This is a genomic window from Hymenobacter lapidiphilus, from assembly GCF_003417065.2.
GTDB lineage: Bacteria > Bacteroidota > Bacteroidia > Cytophagales > Hymenobacteraceae > Hymenobacter.
In genome coordinates, this window is the sequence record NZ_QVLT01000001.1 from 154,615 (window position 1) to 170,239 (window position 15,625).

The 15,625-nt window shown below is 57.7% G+C and carries 14 protein-coding genes; 13 read left to right on the plus strand and 1 reads right to left on the minus strand.

Annotated features, from left to right (window positions below):
• Window positions 1–24 precede the first annotated feature (24 nt).
• From D0N36_RS00800 to D0N36_RS00860, 13 genes are all read left to right on the plus strand, one after another.
• Window positions 25–957: a polysaccharide biosynthesis/export family protein gene (locus tag D0N36_RS00800; protein ID WP_242478742.1), complete on the plus strand. Its 933-nt coding sequence runs from the start codon at window positions 25–27 to the stop codon at window positions 955–957.
• Between the two features lie 27 nt (window positions 958–984).
• Entirely contained in the window at window positions 985–3,441 is a 2,457-nt protein-coding gene (locus D0N36_RS00805; protein WP_116939154.1) for a GumC family protein, read from the plus strand.
• Window positions 3,442–3,455: 14 nt separating this feature from the next.
• Window positions 3,456–4,217, plus strand: a complete 762-nt coding sequence (locus D0N36_RS00810; RefSeq protein WP_116939155.1) for a tyrosine-protein phosphatase — start codon at window positions 3,456–3,458, stop codon at window positions 4,215–4,217.
• Window positions 4,218–4,292: 75 nt separating this feature from the next.
• On the plus strand, window positions 4,293–5,291 hold the full coding sequence (locus D0N36_RS00815) for an NAD-dependent epimerase/dehydratase family protein (protein WP_116939156.1): 999 nt from the start codon (window positions 4,293–4,295) through the stop codon (window positions 5,289–5,291).
• A gap of 153 nt (window positions 5,292–5,444) precedes the next feature.
• Entirely contained in the window at window positions 5,445–6,842 is a 1,398-nt protein-coding gene (locus D0N36_RS00820; RefSeq protein WP_116939157.1) for a tetratricopeptide repeat protein, read from the plus strand.
• Window positions 6,843–6,994: 152 nt separating this feature from the next.
• Window positions 6,995–7,828, plus strand: a complete 834-nt coding sequence (locus D0N36_RS00825; RefSeq protein WP_116939158.1) for a phosphosulfolactate synthase — start codon at window positions 6,995–6,997, stop codon at window positions 7,826–7,828.
• A 252-nt stretch (window positions 7,829–8,080) separates the two neighbouring features.
• Entirely contained in the window at window positions 8,081–9,418 is a 1,338-nt protein-coding gene (locus D0N36_RS00830) for a PQQ-dependent sugar dehydrogenase (protein WP_116939159.1), read from the plus strand.
• A 75-nt stretch (window positions 9,419–9,493) separates the two neighbouring features.
• Complete coding sequence (locus D0N36_RS00835) at window positions 9,494–10,165, plus strand: spermidine synthase (protein WP_190242460.1); 672 nt, start codon at window positions 9,494–9,496, stop codon at window positions 10,163–10,165.
• Window positions 10,166–10,240: 75 nt separating this feature from the next.
• A complete protein-coding gene (locus D0N36_RS00840) occupies window positions 10,241–10,897 on the plus strand; it encodes a DedA family protein (RefSeq protein WP_116939161.1) in 657 nt (218 codons plus the stop codon).
• Window positions 10,898–11,016: 119 nt separating this feature from the next.
• Window positions 11,017–11,766 (plus strand): shikimate dehydrogenase family protein, encoded by a 750-nt coding sequence (locus tag D0N36_RS00845; protein ID WP_116939162.1) that lies wholly within the window; start codon window positions 11,017–11,019, stop codon window positions 11,764–11,766.
• A 174-nt stretch (window positions 11,767–11,940) separates the two neighbouring features.
• Window positions 11,941–12,333 carry a hypothetical protein gene (locus D0N36_RS00850; RefSeq protein ID WP_116939163.1) on the plus strand — a complete coding sequence of 131 codons (393 nt, stop codon included), beginning with the start codon at window positions 11,941–11,943 and terminating at the stop codon, window positions 12,331–12,333.
• A 59-nt stretch (window positions 12,334–12,392) separates the two neighbouring features.
• The gene (locus D0N36_RS00855; RefSeq protein WP_147320699.1) at window positions 12,393–13,568 is read left to right on the plus strand and encodes a sensor histidine kinase; all 1,176 of its coding nucleotides are present in this window, start codon (window positions 12,393–12,395) and stop codon (window positions 13,566–13,568) included.
• 237 nt (window positions 13,569–13,805) lie between these two features.
• Window positions 13,806–14,555 (plus strand): LytR/AlgR family response regulator transcription factor, encoded by a 750-nt coding sequence (locus D0N36_RS00860; RefSeq protein WP_116939165.1) that lies wholly within the window; start codon window positions 13,806–13,808, stop codon window positions 14,553–14,555.
• 57 nt (window positions 14,556–14,612) lie between these two features.
• Here the strand turns inward: D0N36_RS00860 and D0N36_RS00865 are convergent, their stop codons facing one another.
• Complete coding sequence (locus D0N36_RS00865; RefSeq protein WP_147320700.1) at window positions 14,613–15,578, minus strand: hypothetical protein; 966 nt, start codon at window positions 15,576–15,578, stop codon at window positions 14,613–14,615.
• Window positions 15,579–15,625 lie beyond the last annotated feature (47 nt).

Here is a 15,625-nt window from a genome sequence, read left to right on the forward strand (position 1 = left end):
CCTGAGTCGGTCTGCATGCCTAAATTGTTCCTTCGCCGTTTCCTCATCCTGTGGCTGCTGTGCTCCCCGGCGGCCCTACTGCTGGGCTCCTGTTCGGCCGCCCGCGTACATCAGCAGAATATTTTATTCCGAGCCGATGGGGCTGGCCGCCTTGATACGGCTAAGCTGCGTGATGTGGTAAACAGGGCCGAACGCAACTATATTATTCAACCTAACGACTACCTGGAGGTTCGGGTATATACCAACGAAGGCGAACGAATCCTCGACCCTAACGGGGAGTTACAGTTCGGCAGCATGACAGGTGCAGGAAGCACCGGCAGCAATGGCTCCAGCCGACCACAATCAGCACTTGGAGGCAGTCAGGGAGGACAACAGCAGCAAAACCAGAATAGCAACCAGTTTTTAGTACAGCACGACGGGGTTGTGCGCCTACCTATGGTGGGCTATCAGCGCCTGACTGGCCTGACTTTGTTGCAGGCCGACAGCCTGTTGCAAACCAAATACACCGAATTTTACAAAGGTGTATTTGTAACGACGCGGGTAGCCAACAACCGTATTATCGTACTCGGTGCCACTTCAGGAGGTTCCGGGCAGGTTATCCAGATGTTCAACGACAACATGAACCTGCTGGAGGTGCTGGCTATGGCCGGGGGCATTGAGGGGGCTTTTGTGGGCACTACCGCCTCCGGCCGGGCCGGGCGGGCCGACAATATTCGCCTGATTCGGGGCAGCCTGAAGAATCCGCAGGTGCAGGTTATAGACCTGACAACGATTGATGGTATGCGTCGGGCGAATCTACAAGTGGAACCCAACGATATTATATATGTTGAGCCTATCCGGCGCCCCTTTTACGAAGGTCTGCAGGATGCAACGCCCTTATTTAGCTTGATTGCAAGCATTGCAGGCGTTGTGAGCACCATTTATCTTATTTCGCGACTTGGCAGCAACGGCAACTAGCCGGATGCTCTCTCATTGGTTACCTGGATGGCAGTAAAAGAAGACGCGGAACTGGAAGAGCTTATCCGCCAAGCTGGTGGGGGTGAACCGACGGAGGATGAAGACGATGGTGGTGGGCTGGACCTCACCACCTTACTGACGGTAGCCCGCAGAAGCCTGCCTTGGATAATACTGCTTGTTGCGCTGGGCCTCACGGCTGCCTGGCTGTTTCTGCGCTACACGCCCCCGCTTTATAAATCCTCCTCCACGCTAAAAATTGACGAGAAAACAGAGGCTGGCGTATTGGGTCTGGGTGGCTTAGGTGGAGCCGTAGAGCAGAAGCAAAGCCTTACTAAGCTATCGGGTGAAGTTGAACTCATTAAGTCTGATATCATTTACAGCCGTCTTAACGACTCGCTGGCCCTCGATGTAAACTACTACGTGCAGGGTACGGTTCTGGAAACCGAAATATATGGGGCTTCACCTTTCGAAGTGAGCTATGAAGCGACAGCTAATGCCGCTTTTGATCAGAAGATTGCTTTACGCTTCCTCTCCCCTACCACATTTGAACTGATCCTGCCTGAGGACTTAGGAGGTACCGAGCAGCAACACACATTTGGCCAACCTTTCACAGCTGCTGGTTTCCGGCTGACAATACGTCAAACCAAAGACTATAACTTGGCGGCGCTTGACGGACAATACTCATTCGTTATCAACAGCGCTGGTGCCCTAGGCAATTACTTCAATACCAACCTGCTGGTTGATATTGTAAACCTGGATGCTAACACTATAAGCATCTCATTTACTGATCATAATCCAGCGAAAGCCCGCGACATTGTAAATGCCGTGGATGCAGTATACCTGGAGGAGAAGCTTACCCGGAAGCGTGAGCAGGCTGCTCGGGCACTACGTTATATAAACGAGCAGTTAGGCAGCAACAACCAGAGTCTCAGCCAGGCCGAGGAAAACATGGAGGCCTTTGTGAAGCGCACGGGTTCCTACGACGTGAAGGGGGAAGTAAGCCAGTTGACGGGATTACTTCAAACGCTGGAGGAAGAGCGGGCCAAGCTACAGGAACAGAGTGAGATGATGAGCGACGTAGGGCAGTTGCTGGACCGGGAGCAACTAACGACCCGTGCCGATGGGGACGTAATGCAGAGCATTCCCGCTCTGGCCGACGTGAAGGATGGACAATTGATCCAGCGCATTACAGAACTGAGCGACGCCCAACTTGACCTGAAGCGGGCCTTGCTTTCTTATCAGCCTGGCGCTACGGTAGCGATGCAGATAAAAGAGCAGAGCATTACTAACATCAAGAAAATAGTGCGGCAGCTACTGCGTAAAAATCAGCAGTTGCTTAAGGCACAGGAGGCCAAATTGCTGGGCAAGCGGGCCGAGCTGGAATCTAAACTGCGTAGCCTACCGGATAAATATACCGAGCAGGCACGTCTGCAGCGTCCGCTGGAACTGTATGAGAAATATAACTTGATGATGCTTGATAAGCGGATCGAGTTCGGCATTTCCATGGCCGGCGCTACCGCTGATTTTCAGATCCTGTCTCCGGCCTCCCCAGCCGTTCCTATCTCACCAGTAAAGGTGATGATATATGCCATTGGGCTGGCAGCCGGCATTGTGCTGGGATTGGGGCTGATTGCCGTACGTTATCTGCTGCATAACACCGTCACCAATATTCGTGAGCTGGAGCGCAATACGCATGCGCCGGTACTGGGCGTAATTCCGACCTACGACAAGGAAAAGATGGCCGTTTCGAAGCTGGTAGTTGACCGTAACCCAAAGTCGGCACTATCGGAGGCTATCCGCTCCATCCGGACTAACCTGGAATTTATTGCTTCTTCTAAGAAGAAACGTCTGATTTCGGTAACCTCAACTATCAGCGGTGAGGGTAAAACGTTCGTGGCAGTTAATTTGGCCGGCATCATTGCGGCGTCTGATCAGCGGGTGGTTATTCTCGACCTCGATATGCGCAAACCCAAAGTGAATCTGGCCTTCGATGCTGAGAACACCAAGGGCATCAGCACAATTCTTATTGAGAAGCATACCTGGCAGGAATGCGTCCAGCATACCAGTATCCCTGCGCTCGATTTCATCTCGGCTGGTCCAACGCCACCCAACCCCTCGGAGTTGATTCTGAGCGACATGTTTGATCCGCTGATTGCTGAATTACAGCAACATTACGATGTTATCATTATCGATACCCCACCAGTGGGCCTTGTGACTGATGGCATCCTGATTATGCGTAAAGCCGACGTACCGATTTATGTTGTCCGAGCTAATTACTCTAAGAAATCATTCCTCAAAAACATCAATAAGCTTATCCGTACTAATGGTTTTACAAAGCTGACCACTATCCTTAACGACGCCAAAACTACTGGTGGCTATGGTTATGGTTATGGTTATGGCTATGGTTACGGACAAGGATATTACGATGAGGATAATACGCCCAAAGGCGGCTTGTTAACCCGGCTGCGGAAGCGTGCATCCTGATTCGGCTTCCGCTAATGTCATTTCTCAGCAAGCTGTTTGGTGCGTCGGAGTCGTCTGCCGATGCTGCGTCGTTGGTAGCACTGGAGGTCGACATGCACTCGCATCTGCTGCCAGGCCTCGATGATGGCGCAGAGACGCCGGAGCAGGCACTCGAACTGCTACGCCAGCTGCAGGCCCTCGGCTACCGTAAGCTGATCATGACGCCTCATGTCATGGGCGACTTTTACCGCAACACGCCTGAAGGTATCCGCGGAGCCTTGGCCGCGCTGAAAACAGCAGCGGCCCGGGCAGGCATAATGGGTCTGGAGCTAGATTGTGCCGCCGAGTACTACCTCGATGAGTATTTCGGGCGACGTCTGGAGCAGCAGGAGCCGCTGCTCACGTTTGGGGGGGCGCGGCGGCTGCTGCTGTTTGAAACCTCTTATATCAACGAGCCCTTCAATCTGAACGAAAGTATTTTTAACATGCAGGCGGCGGGCTACCAGCCAGTGCTGGCTCACCCGGAGCGTTACACGTATCTGTATGGCCGTTTCGAAGAATTAGAGCGCCTCCGTAAGCAGGGAGTGATGCTGCAGGTCAACCTCAATTCGCTGGCTGGCTATTATTCGAGCGGTGCCAAGCGCGTAGCAGAGAAGCTTATCGACGCTGGCCTCGTGGATATGCTGGGCACTGACACGCACCATAGCAAGCACCTCGACACGCTACGTACCAAAACACTGGCCACGCCCTATTTGGCCAAAGCCCTGGCCTTGCCACTGCTGAACAACACGCTATAGGTTATCGGTGGTTGGTTCGTGTTAGGATCAAACTTTAAGCTGACAACCCCATACTGGCAACTGACAACTCGTAACATGATTTTGGTAACCGGCGGTACGGGGTTGGTAGGCAGCTTTCTGCTGGCAGAATTGGCGCGGCGCGGCTTGCCGGTACGCGCGATTTACCGGGGCAAAGTGGCGCCTGTAGTAGCTGGAACACAGCCTGTAGAGTGGGTGCCGGGCAACCTGCGAGACGGACTGGGCCTGCGGACAGCGCTGGAGGGCATAACACATGTATTTCACTGCGCCGGGCTGGTGTCATATGCCCCCCAGGATGAGGAAGACCTGCTGCGGGTGAACGTGGAGGGAACGGCCAACGTGGTGGACGCCTGCCTGGAGCGCCCCGGTATCCGGCTGGGTTACGTGTCGTCGGTGGCGGCGCTGGGTGGCGGAGCGGCAGCGGCCCAACGCGAGTTGCCTACTACCGAGCCGCTGCGCATCAATGAGCAGGGCCAATGGGATTTGGGGGCTGAGCACAGCGCCTACGCCACGTCCAAGTATCTGGCCGAGTTGGAGGTCTGGCGAGGAGTGTCGGAGGGGTTGCAGGCGGTGATAGTGAACCCCACGGTGGTGCTGGGTCCGGCCGACTGGCACCGCAGTAGTACCCGCCTCTTTCGCTACGCGTACGATGAGCACCGCTTCTACACACCTTCCAGCCTCAACCTAGTGGATGTGCGCGACGTGGCCGAGATGCTGGCTCAGCTCACACTCGATACCGACCATAGCGGCGAGCGGTACGTGCTGAACGCCGGGCATTGGCCCCTGGCCGAGGTATTGGGCCTGATGGCGGCCGGCTTCAGCAAACGTGCGCCCACCTTGGCCGTACCGGGGTGGGCCGCCGAAACTATCTGGCGGCTTGAGCATGTTCGCTCATTGCTTACTGGTGCGCGGCCGCTCATCACCAAAGACACGGCCCGCGCCGGCCGCCGGCCCCTGGCCTACCAGACTGATAAAATCCGCCACGAGTTGGGCCGCGAGTTCCGACCTTTGCCGGAAACCATCCGCTGGTGCTGCCAGGAGCTGGTGAAACAGTGAAGCGGTGGAACGCAGTGTCGGTTCATTGGTCGCGGCCCAGTGGTGCGGTTGTTGTATATTCAGGGTAAGGATGTTTCTGGCTTGAAAGAGTCCCTGCCCACCCCACGAAACCTGCCTTTTTGGCGGGTTTGTGTTGTTAGCTGACGCATGAGAATGAACGAGAACTTTGAAGACCGGGATGAAGTGCTGGCTACCGTGCGCCGTTTTGAGGACATGGTAGACCGCAACGAGCCCGTATTTTTCGACTTGGCCGATTTTGAGAACATCATCGACCACTATACTTCCAATACCCAATACGACCGCGCCCTACAGGCCTGCGAGGCCGCTATTACCCAGTACCCGTTCAGCACTGAACTGCTGATTGACCGTTCGCAGGTACTGGCCATGAAGGGCGAGTACGCCGCGGCCAGCACCCAGATTGAGGACGTGGCCCACCTCGACCCCACCAACCCCGATGTGGCGGTTACACGCGGCATTATTGCCACGCAGAAAGGCGACTTTGCCGAAGCCGTAGCCTTCTTCCTGCAGGCCCTAGAAACCACCGAGGACCGCGACGATATTTTCTTTAATCTCGGCTTGGCGTACCAAAGCTGGCAGAAATACAAAAGCGCCGCCAAGTACTACAAGCAAAGCCTGCGCCTCAGCCCCGACAATGACGTGGCCGTGCAGGAGTTGCTATACTGCCTGGAGGTGAGCGGGCGACTGGAAAGCAATCTGGACTTCTTCCGGCGTTTCACCGACGACGACCCCTATTCGGCCCTTGCCTGGTTCAACCTGGGGCAGGCCGAGTACCGGGTCAGCCACTTCGATGAGGCCATCAGCGCCTTCGAATACGCTATCCTCATCGACGCCCAGTACTACGATGCCCACGGCTACCTGGCTAGCTGCTACGTGAGCATCGAGCGCTACCGGGCAGCCATTGCCGAGTTTGAGTTGAGCTATGCCGAGGGTATGCCTACGCCCGAGGCCCTGTGCAACATTGGCGAGTGCCACGAGAAACTGGCCGAGTGGGATTTGGCTCGTCGCTTCTACCAGAAAGCCATCGACCTCGATGCCACCATGGACGAAGCGTGGTTTGGCATCGGCATTATCATGCAGGCGCAGGAGAAATATTTCGAGGCCATCCACTTCTTCCGCAAGGCCGTGGGGCTTTATGATGAGAGTGTGGAATACTGGCTGGCGCTGGCGGCTGCCGAGTATCAGATTGGCAACCTTACATCGGCGGTTGAGGCTTACGAGAAGGCCACCGAAACCGGCCCCGACAACAAGGACGGCTGGCTCAACTGGAGCATTCTGCTGTATGAGCAGGGCAATTTCGATGGGGCCATCGACCTGATGCGTACGGCCCTCGAAATCAGCCCCGTGGAGGCAGAGTTGCATTACCGCCTGTGTGCCTACCTGCTGGCGGCTGGCCGCTACCGCGAGGCTTACCAGACCCTGGAAAGCGCTCTTACGCTCGATTTCGACAAGCACCGGCTGCTCTTCGACTACTTCCCCGAGCTGGAGTCGCAGCAGGCGCTGGCCCACCTGATCGACCAGTATCGAAAGTAAGTTCAAAGCCAAAAAGCCGAACAATAAAGCCGTTGAACGCAGCTACCTGCCTTGTTCAACGGCTTTACCTTTCTGGCCCGAAGTTCACTTTCGCCAATCCAGCCGTACTTTTGCCCCGCTGACATCCAGCCAACACCTAAAGCTTCTACTATATGAACTACTCCCTCAGCCAGCTGCCCGAGCGCACCAGCAAGCCCCGCGAACAAGGTTTCACCATGGTAATGGACAAGGGCCTGAGCGTGCGTGAGGTGGAGGATTTTCTGGAAGTAGGAGCCGGATATACCGACATCGTGAAGCTGGGCTGGGCTACCTCGTATGCCACGCCCAACCTCAAGCGTAAGCTGGCCGTGTACAAAGAGGCCGGCATTCCGGTGTACTTCGGTGGCACGCTGTTCGAGGCCTTCATCATCCGCAATCAGTTCGCCGACTACCAGCGCCTGCTCGACACCTTTGGAATGGAGTACGCCGAAGTTTCCGACGGTTCTCTCGACCTCAACCACGACAAAAAGCTGGAGTTCATCCGCACGCTTTCGGGCCAGGTGCAGGTGCTGAGCGAAGTGGGCTCGAAGGATGCCGAGAAGATTATCCCACCTTATAAGTGGATTTCGCAGATGAAAACGGAGCTCGAAGCCGGGGCTGTAAAGGTTATTGGCGAAGCCCGCGAGGCTGGCAACGTAGGCCTGTTCCGTAGCACCGGCGAGGTGCGCTCAGGCCTTGTCGAGGAAATCCTGACCCAGATTCCGTCCGAAAAAATTATTTGGGAAGCACCCCAGAAAGCCCAGCAGGTATGGTTTATTAAACTACTGGGGCCCAATGTGAACCTGGGGAATATCGCGCCCAACGAAGTCATCAGCCTCGAAACTATCCGTCTGGGGCTGCGTGGCGACACGTTTTCCGACTTCATCGACATGAGCCAGGTAGATGAGATGTTCTGGCCCGAGCCCAAGGCTCCTGGTCGGCCCGGCACCTCTATGCCGCGCGGCTAACTTCTGGTTTGGTTGAAACTGCCCGACTCCGTTTCGCGTCGTACGAAGCAAATACCCCTGTCTGAACAGCTGTTCACCAGGGTATTCGCTTTGTACGGCGCGAAGCGGAGTTGGTGGTTATGGCAGGCTGGCCCGAAGCTTGCGGCAGCGACAGGTATCAGGCTTAATCCCGGCGGCTTTAATTCAGTTAAAGAGGCTAACCCCGGCCGGATTCGGGCCTGAGTGTAGATTATTCAGTCATTTTACCCTTCTATGACGCGTATTTCTTCTTTCTTGGCGGCCGCCGTGCTGCTATTAACGGCTTCCTGCGGCGGCCCGACCCAACAGGAAAAAACCGAAGCCGCCGTTCTTACGCCTGCCGATACCGTTGCCACCGAAGCCGATATACTGGAGCTACCCGAGCCCTACGCTACCAAATCGGTTACCAAGCGTAGCCGAATTGTGGAGTGGCCCCCGGCAACGATGCCCACCGTGCCCACCGGATTTCTGGTAACGCAATATGCGGACGGCCTCGAAAGCCCGCGCAATATGTATGTGCTGCCCAACGGTGATGTGCTGGTGGCCGAGGCCAACACGGTGCCCACCGACCCCAAGGAGGAAGTGGCCGCAGCCCTCAAACTAGACCCCTCGAAGTCGTTGCGGCCCACCAGCGCCAACCGCATTACGCTACTGCGCGATAAGCGAAGCAATGGCCGGCCCGAGGTGCGTACGGTATTTCTGGAGGGCCTCAACCAGCCTTTTGGCATGCTACTGCTGGGGGGCTACTTCTACGTGGCCAACACCGACGGCGTGTGGCGCTACCCTTACGTTGATGGCCAGACTTCTATTACCGCAAAGGGCAAGAAGATTCTGGATCTGCCGGCCGGTGGCTACAACAACCACTGGACCCGTAACCTGCTGGCCAGCCCCGATGGCCAGAAGATTTACGTATCGGTAGGCTCGGCTTCGAACGTAGGCGAGCACGGCATGAAGGAGGAGGAGCGCCGGGCCAACATCATCGAAATAAACCCCGACGGCAGTGGCGAGCAGATATATGCCAGCGGCCTGCGCAACCCCGTGGGCATGGACTGGGCCCCGGGTACCAACGTCCTCTGGACGGCCGTAAATGAGCGCGACGAGCTGGGCGATGAGCTGGTGCCCGACTACCTGACCAGCGTGCGCGAAGGTGGCTTTTACGGCTGGCCCTACTCCTACTTCGGCCAGCACCTAGACCCGCGCCGCAAGGACGAGAAGCCCGAACTGGTAAAAACAGCCATAGTACCCGATGTGCCGCTGGGTGCCCACACGGCTTCGCTGGGGCTGGCCTTCTACACGGCCGAGCAGTTTCCGGAGCGCTACCGTAAAGGGGCCTTCATTGGGCAGCATGGCTCTTGGAACCGCACCGAGTTTTCGGGCTATAAAGTGGTATTTGTGCCGTTCCAGAATGGCAAGCCAACCGGCAAGCCCGAGGATTTTCTGACTGGCTTTATTGCTAATGCCGAGCAGAATGAGGTGTATGGCCGGCCGGTGGGCGTAACCATGCTACCCAACGGCATACTGCTGGTAGCCGACGATGCCGGCGGTAAAATCTGGCGCATTGCGGCCCAGTAAGCTGTTGTCTGTTGTCGTCCGGGCACGCCGCGCTCCATGTGTTGAGAGTCCGGACCACAGATTATTTTCATGCTGATGCGCTTCCTGCTCCCTACTGCCCGCCGCCTGCTAAGCTACCTGGTGCCCCTTACGCGCCGGGTACCGTCGGCGTACAGCGGTTGGCTGGAAGTCACCACTTGGCGCGGGCACAAAACGCTGAACACAGCCTCCGCCAACTACAGCTACGGCTCGTTGCAGCAGGTGCTGCGCTACGGGCTTCGTTTTGTACCGGTAGCCGATGCCGCCGCGCCGGTACTGGTGCTGGGCCTGGGTGGCGGCTCGGTGCTACCACTGTTGCGCCACGAGCAGGGCCGTACTGGCCCTGTTACGGCCATCGAGCTCGATCCGGCTGTGCTGGAGGTAGCCGCCACGGAGTTTGGCGTAAAGCCCGGACCCAGCCTGCATATAGTGTGCGCCGATGCATTTGCCTGGCTGCCGGCGGCCCCGCCCAACTGCTTCGAACTAGCCGTAGTGGATTTGTTTCTGGACCTGACGCTACCGGCCGAATTGGGCGAGGCAGCCTTCTGGCAGCAGTTGCGGCGGGTGCTGCAGCCGGGTGGCCGGGCACTGTGCAACCTGCTGATAACGGCCGAGCTGTGGCCCGAAGGGCGGCCGCTACTGGAGTTTCTGGAGGACTTGGGCTTTGCCGTGAAGGATATTGAGGTAGAGCAGCTCAACCGCCTGCTCATTTTACAGCGGCTGGCCTGATTAGCGCCGCCATAGCGGGGCATCGGGCTGCCGTTTGCTGCCAACTCGCTTACTTTGCAGGATCAACCCCTTCTTATGGAAATTCTTCAGCAACTCCTCGATTTCGTTCTCCACCTCGATAAACACTTAGGTGAAATTGTGAAGGAGTACGGCGTCTGGACTTACGCCATCCTGTTTCTCATTATTTTCGTGGAAACCGGTGTAGTGGTGCTGCCCTTCTTGCCCGGCGACTCACTACTGTTTGCCGCTGGCGCCACAGCCGCTTTGCCTGGCTCACCCCTGAACGTGTGGCTGATGATGGGGCTGCTGATTTTGGCCGCCGTACTCGGCGACACGCTTAACTACCACATCGGCGACTATCTGGGGCCGCGGGTATTTCGCGAAAATTCCCGTTTCCTGAAGCGGGCCCACCTCGAGCGTACCCAGGCTTTTTACGAGAAGCACGGAGCTAAAACCATCATTCTGGCCCGGTTTATCCCCATTGTGCGCACCTTCGCGCCGTTTGTGGCGGGTGTGGGCACCATGCACTACACCAAGTTTTTGTCTTACAATGTGGTGGGCGCGGTAATTTGGGTAATCTCGCTCACGAGTGCCGGCTATTTCTTCGGCCTGATTCCGGTTGTGCAGAAGAACTTTTCGCTGGTTGTGCTGGCCATTATTGCGCTGTCGGTGCTGCCGGTTGTCTGGGAGTTCAGCAAGACGCGCATCAGCCGCAAGAAACCGGTAGTGTAAGCGTCGTCTCGCGCCAGCTCCTCATCCAACCTGCCTAAAATAAACCCGCATAACCGCCGGCGCCGCAAGGAAAGCCGGCGGTTTTTTTGTTGCTTACCGCTCAAACTTGTTTCTGTGTTATGCCCGAATTCGGATTGCTTGGCCGCTCCCTGAAGCACTCGTTCTCCCAGACCTACTTCAGCCAGAAGTTCCATAGCCTGGGCCTGGCCGACTACCGCTACGAGCTTTTTGAGCTGGCCGATATGAACGAGCTGCCGGCGCTGCTGGCGGCCCACCCGCAACTGCGCGGCCTCAACGTCACGATTCCTTATAAGGAGCAAATCTGGCCCTTCCTGAACGAGGTAGCGGCTTCGGCAGCGCGGGTGGGGGCCGTAAACGTAGTCGAATTCAGGGCCGGTGGCCAGCTGGTGGGCCACAACACCGATTACATAGGCTTCCGCGACTCGCTGCGCGCGTTGCTGCCCAACCCGGTACCGGCCGGATTGCGGGCGCTGGTACTCGGTAGCGGCGGGGCTTCCAAGGCCGTAGAAGTAGCCCTGCGCGAACTGGAAATTGGCTTCTGGACCGTTTCGCGCAACCCCCTGGGCCCGGGGCTCACCTACGACGAGCTGACGCCCCAACTGATCCGGGAGCATCTGCTTATCATCAACGCCACGCCCCTGGGAACCTTCCCCGACGTAGCCGACTATCCGCCGCTCCCTTACGAGGCCCTAACCCCCCAACACTACCTCCACGACTTGGTGTACAACCCGGCCGAAACCGAGTTTATGCGCCGCGGTCTGGCGGCCGGAACCCAGGTAAAAAACGGGTTCGATATGCTCTGCCGCCAAGCCGAAGCAGCCTGGAATATCTGGCATCAGCAAGCCTGAAAACCTTGTTTGAACGCCGGAACAAGGCCCTGGCTATCAGCTAACGGCCTGCCCGAAACTGCAGAAGGAAGGCGCAAGTATTAGTACAATTATATAGTGAAATTTCCTTATTATATGCGAAAACTAAGGGAATAGTAGTAGATTGCCTTATAATCTTACTATCACACCTTCTTTATGACCCCTGAAGAACGCCTGGACCAGCTGGAGCCTCTGCTTTCGGAAACCACCGCCATTCTAGACCGTCATACGGCCCAGTTGCGCCAGCACGCCGCCCTGCTCCGGCAGCTGGTACAGGCCACGGAAAGCAACACGCAGCTTATGCAACAGCTGCTGGCCGGGCAGGCCAATTGCCTGGAGCACATGGCCCTGCTGAATGCTCCGCTGCCCCAACCGATGGAAACCAACTCCCCCACCCTGTTTTCGCTCGTCGATTATGCGCCGGAGCCGGCCCAGCGGCTGGAGGAGCTGGACGCCCGCCTCGAAACGATGGGCAGCCAGCTGGAAACGCTGGGCAGCAAGATGGATTTGATTCTGACCAAGCTCATCCGGGTGTATATCAATAACTAGCTTCGGGTATGGCTGGTGGCGGCCGGAGCCGGGTTGGTTGAGTCGGAAGCGGGTGCTGGTTGAAAAGTAATTCTGAAGCGCTTGTTGTTGGCTATTTTGCCGGCTCGTCAAGCTCCTGCCCTCTGCTGCTGCCCTCTGCCCCCACCCTCGTTCGTGCACGCCCGCGCCTGCCCGCCTGGGCACAGCGGCTGCCCTGGGTGCACCTGGGCTGGGTCGCGCTGCTGTTTTACATCGACTGGCAGAACTGGCTGCTGCGCCAGGGCGTGCTGGTGCCACAGCAGCAGGACAACTTCTGGCCGCTGGCCCTGCTGGCCAACCTGCTCGATTCGGCCCTGTTCTATTTCAACTGGCTGCTGATGCCCCGCCTGTTCCGGCGCGGGCGGCTGGGCACGTATCTGGGCCTGCTGGGGCTGGGGTTGGTCGCGTTCTGCGTCCTGCGCATCGGCGTCAGCTACGCGTTCGATGAGGTGCGGGTGCAGGGCGAGTCGCAGCCGTTGGATTACTACGTGCACGTGCTGCAGGCTTACTACCTGCAGCTGGGCGGAGCGATTCTGCTGCTGAGCTTTTTCATCGGGCTAGCTGGCGACTATTGGCGCGAGCTGCGCCACCGCCGCGCGCTGGAGCAGCAGCACCTGCGCACCGAGCTGGCCCTGCTACGCAGCCAGCTGCATCCGCACTTCCTGTTCAACACGCTCAACAACATCTATTCGCTCACGCTGCACGCCTCGCCCCAGGCCCCCGAAGCGGTGCTGCGCCTGGCCGAGCTGATGCGCTACCAGCTCTATGAAAGCGCCGACGACCTCGTGCCGCTGGCCCGCGAAATAGGTCACCTCCAAAGCTTCCTTACACTCCAGCAACTGCGCCTGCCCACCGCCTCCGGCGACGCCGACGAGGCCATCGACTTCCGCATGCTGCTGCCGCCCGGCATCAGCCATACGTTACTGCTGCCGCCCATGCTGCTGCTGCCGTTAGTCGAAAATGCCTTCAAGCACGGCGACCTTACGGCCCGCCCCCACGTGGTGCGCCTGGTGTTGGAGCTGGCGCCCACCGACGGGCAACTGCATTTTACGGTGCGCAACCGCGTTTCGCCCGAGACGGCAACGCCCGGTGGCGTGGGCCTGGCCAACCTGCGCCGCCGCCTGGAGCTGCTGTATCCTGGCCGGCATGCGCTGGTAGTTACAGCCAACACCCAGGAATACGCCGTGCGGCTGACGGTGCCGGTAAGTATCAGTTAAGAGTTGAAAAACAACTGATGAAGCTGTTTATAAAGTCGTTGATATTCGAAAAAAAGGTCATGCTGAGCTTGTCAAGCATCTCTACCGCTCCGTTGCAATATTCAACGAAGCGGCAGAGATGCTTCGACAAGCTCAGCATGACCGTTCTTTTGACTTTCCAAACAGCTTCGGTGAAAGCGGGAAGCCAAGGGAGGCGAAAGAGGTGTTTTTTACGATGTAACTGTAAATTGATTTTTGATGGAAACCCGCCGACCGATTAGCTGCATTGTGGTGGATGACGAGCCGCTGGCGCTGAAAGTGCTGGTCGATTTTTGCGGTCAGGTGCCGTTTCTGACGTTGCGGGGACAGTTTGGTGATGCCCTGGCGGCGGCGGCCTTTCTGCAGGATAACCCGGTAGATGTCGTGTTTCTCGATATTCAGATGCCGCGCCTGACGGGATTACAGCTGGCCCAGCTGCTGGCCGCGCCGGGGCCGCGCATCATTTTCACCACCGCCCACCCCGATTATGCCGTGCAGAGCTACGAGCTGCCGGCCCTGGATTACCTGCTCAAGCCTATTTCCTTCGAGCGGTTTGTGCAGGCCGCGCACCGCGCCCGCGCTGCGCTATTGCCGCCGCTGGCCCCGGCCACCGCCGCCGAAGCCCCCACCGATCCGGCCGCGGCCGACGAAGCGTTATTCGTGCGCCACGACAGCCGTTTGCGCCGGGTGCTGGCAGATGATATCCACTATGTAGAGGGCCAGAAGGAGTACCTGATGTACTACACGGCCACCGGCAAGCTGCTTATTCTGCAGTCGTTCCGCAAGCTCGAAGAGCAACTGCCGGCCGGCCGTTTTGTGCGCATCCACAAGTCCTACCTCATCAACCTGCGCCACCTCGAATTCGTGGAGCGCCACCGCGTGCAGGTCCACGGCGCCTCATTGCCCATCGGCGAAACCTACCGCGAAGGGCTGCTCGAAGTGCTCCGTTACCACGGGAAGTTTGGGTGATGCGAAATGATGAGGCGGGAAGTTGGAAAAGCAAACCCAGTGGGTGTTCCTCGCGCGCTACTTTACCACGCCGAATCTGCTACGCTTGAAATCGAGCACTATAACATCGTTTTGAAAGAGGGCGTTGCCGGTAAGCCCCTCGATTTCTGCCGCTTTCATAAATTCGAGGTGGCGCTGGTCGCGGGTGAACCAGGCTTTGGCGGGCGGGACTTGGTGCGTCCCCAGGTACACTGCCGACTGCGCGGGAGCGGCGTAATATGCCACCGGCTTGCCCCACGAGTTCACGACCAGCGTATCGGTGGGGGGACCGGGCTGGGCGATGCCCCGCCAGGTCTGCTCGTCGGTTGTCAGGGTGAACAGGCTGGAGCCCGTGTCGAATAGGACCCAATAGGTGCGCTGCTCGATAGTGAGAGGAATGTGCATGCGGTTGTTGCGCACCTGGCTCGTCACGAAACTGGTTCGGGCCTGCCAATAGGCATCGACGGAATCGAGCACGCACATCCGTTGCTGCGGGTAATCGATAACGAGCACTTTGCCCACCACAAAATCACCCCCAATGGTACCCACCAGTTTTTGCGACTTGGTGTGCAGCGAATCAACCGGCACTTCATCCCCGTAACCCGCCATAAACAGCGGCCGGGCAACCTGCGTGGGGCCGAAAGCTACGGGCAAACCCGTGGTGCCGTAGTTGCGGATGCCCGAGTCGCTCATTCCTCTCCGGGTGGTATCGAGCAGGGCATACAGCTGGGCGCGGGTGGCGAAATAGTTCTTCAGGGCGTCGCCATACAGTAAGGTCGCATCACTGCCCAGATCGAACTGCGCAGCGAAATTGGCCTGCAAATCCCGGACTTTAATTGGTATGAAGATGGCCGCCTTGTATTCTTTGCCCTTTATTTTAGCGGTGTACCACTCGAACGGAAACCACGGATAAGCAGGAACTGATGGAGCGGAGGAACGTGGCGTAGCGCAGGCTCCCAGCAAAATAACGGTGGCGAGCAACAGCGGCCGGATAGATAATTTCATGTGCTAAATGTAGGAGTAATGGTATCCCAGTAAAGTTAAGACGCTAC